Source organism: Pseudomonas delhiensis, assembly GCF_900187975.1.
Taxonomy (GTDB): Bacteria; Pseudomonadota; Gammaproteobacteria; order Pseudomonadales; family Pseudomonadaceae; genus Pseudomonas; species Pseudomonas delhiensis.
Genome location: NZ_FZPC01000065.1, coordinates 1 through 3,227, shown reverse-complemented (window position 1 = coordinate 3,227; position 3,227 = coordinate 1). Strand labels below are relative to the sequence as shown.

At 66.8% G+C, this 3,227-nt stretch carries 1 protein-coding gene; it reads right to left on the bottom strand.

Translation table 11 applies throughout. The features are described 5' to 3' along the window. Positions 1-3,227: non-ribosomal peptide synthetase (locus CHC02_RS29695; protein WP_141137713.1), on the bottom strand; the 3,227-nt coding region annotated here is incomplete at both ends.

The following is a 3,227-nucleotide window of genomic DNA, read 5'->3' as shown; positions in this document are numbered from 1 at the left end:
TGGGCCGCGGCGCCCGTGCGGGCGACCCGGGCCAGCCCTTGCACCGTCTGGTGCTGGAACAGCTCCTTGGGCGTGAAATGGATGCCTGCCGCGCGAGCGCGGCTGACCACCTGGATAGAGATGATGGAGTCGCCGCCCAGCTCGAAGAAGTTATCGCAGGTACCGATGCGTTCGAGCTTGAGCGCCGCCTGCCAGATCTCCAGCAGGCGCCTTTCCACCTCGTTGCCAGGCGCCACGTAATGCTCGCCGCGCTGGCTCGGAAGCGGCTCGGGCAAGGCCTTGCGATCGATCTTGCCGTTGGGTGTCAGCGGCAGTTGCTCCAGCAACATCAGGCTGGCCGGTACCATGTAGCCCGGCAGACGCTGGCCCAGCTCCTCCAGCAGACGCTCGCGCAACCCGTTTTCCGGCGGGCAGTTGAGCGTGACATAAGCCGCCAGTTGGCGGCCGCTCGCGCCCTGGCGCACCACCACCACAGCTTCGCGCACAGGGTCGCAGGCCAGCAGGCAGGCCTCGATCTCGCCCAGCTCGATACGGAAGCCACGGATCTTCACCTGGTTGTCCACCCGCCCCTGATACTCGAAGGTACCATCCGGGCGCTGCCGCACCAGGTCGCCGGTACGGTACAGACGTCCACCACGGGTGAAAGGGTCCGCGATGAACCGCTCCGCGCTCATGCCGGGTCGGTCCAGGTAGCCGCGGGCCAAGCCATGGCCACCCAGGTAGAGCTCGCCGGTGATGCCCTGGGGCAGCGGGTTGAGGTCGGCATCCAGCACGTAGGCGCTGCGGTCGCCGATACGGCTGCCGATGGGGGCGTAGGCCGCCTCGCACTCCTCGCCTCGCCCGGCCTTCCAGATCAGCGGGGTCACCACCGTCTCGGTGGGTCCATAACCATTGATGATGAAGTCCGGCGACAATGCCGCACGGGCACGCTCGTAGCTTGCGCGGGGCACGGCGTCGCCACCGAAGCAGTAGATGCGCACTGCTGGAGGATTGCCCTCGTGCTCCGCGTGCTCGGCCAGTTGCTGCAGGTAGGCCGGCGGGAAGGCCGCGACCGTGACGCCGTGGTGTTGCATCTCACGGTACGTGCGCTCGGCCGTCCATAACTCATCGTCGCGAAGCAGCAGGCTGGAACCGTGGGTCAGCGCAGTCAGCCAGCGCTCATGGGCGCCGTCGAAGGCGAACGACATGAAGTGCAGCTCGCAGTCGGCCTCGCTCATCTCATAGCGCTCGCCGATGGCCTGGCAGTGCATGGCCAGGGGGCCGTGAGCTACAGCCACGCCCTTGGGCCTGCCGGTGGAACCGGAGGTATAGATTACATAGGCCAGATTTTCCGGGTGCAGGCCCACCTGGGGTTCATGGGCGGGCCAGGCGTCGAGGTCTAGCTCGTCCAGCAAGAGCACTCGGCCCCCCCTCGGCGCCGGCAAGGATTCGGCGGTACCGGAAAGGCTCAGCAGCAAGGCGCTGCCCGAATCCTCCAGCAGAAACGCCAGGCGCTCCCGGGGGTAGTTGATGTCCAGCGGCACATAGACACCGCCGGTCTTGAGCACGGCCAGTAACGCCACCAAGAGCGTATCGCCGCGTGGCAGGCCGACCGCCACCCGCACTTCTGGGCCCACGCCCTCGTCGATCAGCGCATGGGCCAGGCGGTTGGCGCGCGCCTCGATCTCGCTGCGGCTATGGTGCCGGCCGTCGAAGATCAGCGTGGTGTGGCTGCCATCCTCGCGGGCGAGCCGCGCGATGCGCTGGTGTACAAAGGGCTCGACCGGATAGGGACAGGGAGCATTGCTCGCCAGCAGCGCGGAAAGCTCATCGTCGGCCAGTATCGGTAGTGTTCCCAGCGGCCGGCCGGCAGCCTCCTCGAAACGTTGCAGAAGCGACAGCAACTGGGCCGCGAGCCGCTGGATATGCTCCGCACTGAACAGTGCCGGCACATAGTCGAAGTGCAGGCTCAACTGCTCGCCGAGGTTCACTCCGAGGGTCAAAGGATAGTTGGTCTGCTCACGACTGAGCACCTCGCCGAAGCGCAAGCCCGAAGGCGCCTGCTCAAGCGCCTCCGACACCGGATAGTTCTCGAACACCAGGATGCTGTCGAACAGCGCCTCGCCACCCTGCCCCGCCCAGCGCTGGATATCGTACAGCGGTGTGTGCTCGTGCTCGCGCAGTTCCAGGTTCTGTGCCTGCAACATCACCAGCCAGTCGCCGAGGGCCTGCTCCGCACGCGGTGCGGCGATGACCGGCAAGGTGTTGATGAACAGGCCCACCTGCTCTTCCACCCCTGGCAGATCCGTTGGGCGCCCTGCTACGGTGGCACCGAAGGCCACGACCGGATGCCCGGTATAGCGCTGCAGCAGTAGCAGCCACGCTGCCTGAACCAGGGTGTTCAAGGTGACCTGGCGGTGCCGTGCGAAATGCAGCAGGCGCTGGGTCGCGGGGCCGTCCAGCATGCAGGCGAATTCGGCATGGGCGGCGCCATCAGCGGCCCCCGCCGGCAGTGTATGGGCCAGCCGGGTCGACGCCTCGAGACGGGCCAGTTGCTGCTTCCAGTAGTGCTCGCTGGCGCTGCGGTCCTGGCGTTGCAGCCAGGCGATATAGTCGCGGTAGCCTCCCGCCGGCAACTTTGGCGTTTCGCCGGCATAGCGCTGCAGCACCTCGCCCAGCAGGCGGGCGTTGCTCCAGCCGTCCATCAGGATGTGGTGGCTGGTGTAGATGAGGTGGTGGCTGGCGGCACCGGTACGTACCAACAGCAGACGCAACAGCGGCGGCCGAACCAGGTCGAAGCCACGGCTGCGTTCGCGCTCGGCCAGTTGCTCCAACGTGGCGTCCGACGCCGGGGCGTCCAGCTCCACCACCTCGATGCGGAGGTCGCGCAGGACGACCTGTACCGGTGTCTCGAAAGCCTCCCCCCAGAAGAAGGCGCTGCGCAGGATCGCGTGGCTTTCTAGGGCGGCCTGCCAGGCCGCACGGAAGCGCTCGACATCCAGGCCGGCCACCGGAACCTGCATCTGGTTGATGTAGTCGCCGCAACCCTGCTCGTACAGACTATGGAACAGCATGCCCTGCTGCATGGGCGACAATGGATAGATGTCCTCGATCGCCTCCACAGCCACCGGCAGCGTATCCAACTGCGCCTGGCTCAGCCCTGCCAAGGGGAAGTCCGAAGGAGTCACGCCACGGTGCGCCGGGTCTGCGCAATAACCCACCAGCTCGGCCAGCTCAGCCGCATAGGC